This is a genomic window from Mesorhizobium sp. M00.F.Ca.ET.216.01.1.1, from assembly GCF_004010325.2.
Taxonomy (GTDB): domain Bacteria; phylum Pseudomonadota; class Alphaproteobacteria; order Rhizobiales; family Rhizobiaceae; genus Mesorhizobium.
Genome location: NZ_SADR02000564.1, coordinates 1 through 284 on the forward strand (window position 1 = coordinate 1; position 284 = coordinate 284).

The window sequence follows — 284 nt, forward strand, 5'->3', positions numbered from 1 at the left end:
CCCGACGTTATCCGCGTTGAAGCATCCTGAATGTGCCCGCCACGTCGATTTCATAAGGCGGAATGTCAAGATAAAATTCACCGTAACGGTGGGGTGACAGGTCCTCAAACGGCAACCCCGCTGCGGGCCCTGCGGACAGAGCCACCGGATTATGCGCCCACTTCACCGGTGGCAAATAAAACGCATCTGTCGATACCCACATGCCTCGACGCAAGAACGTGACGGCGCCGATCGCACCGTACGCCCCCATTACGCATAGCGCCAGCACCTCGAAACCATAGATC

At 57.7% G+C, this 284-nt stretch carries 1 protein-coding gene; it reads right to left on the reverse strand.

Annotated features, from left to right (window positions below):
• Nucleotides 1–7: 7 nt before the first annotated feature.
• Nucleotides 8–284: hypothetical protein (locus EN859_RS38925; RefSeq protein WP_210237789.1), on the reverse strand; the 277-nt coding region annotated here is incomplete at its 5' end.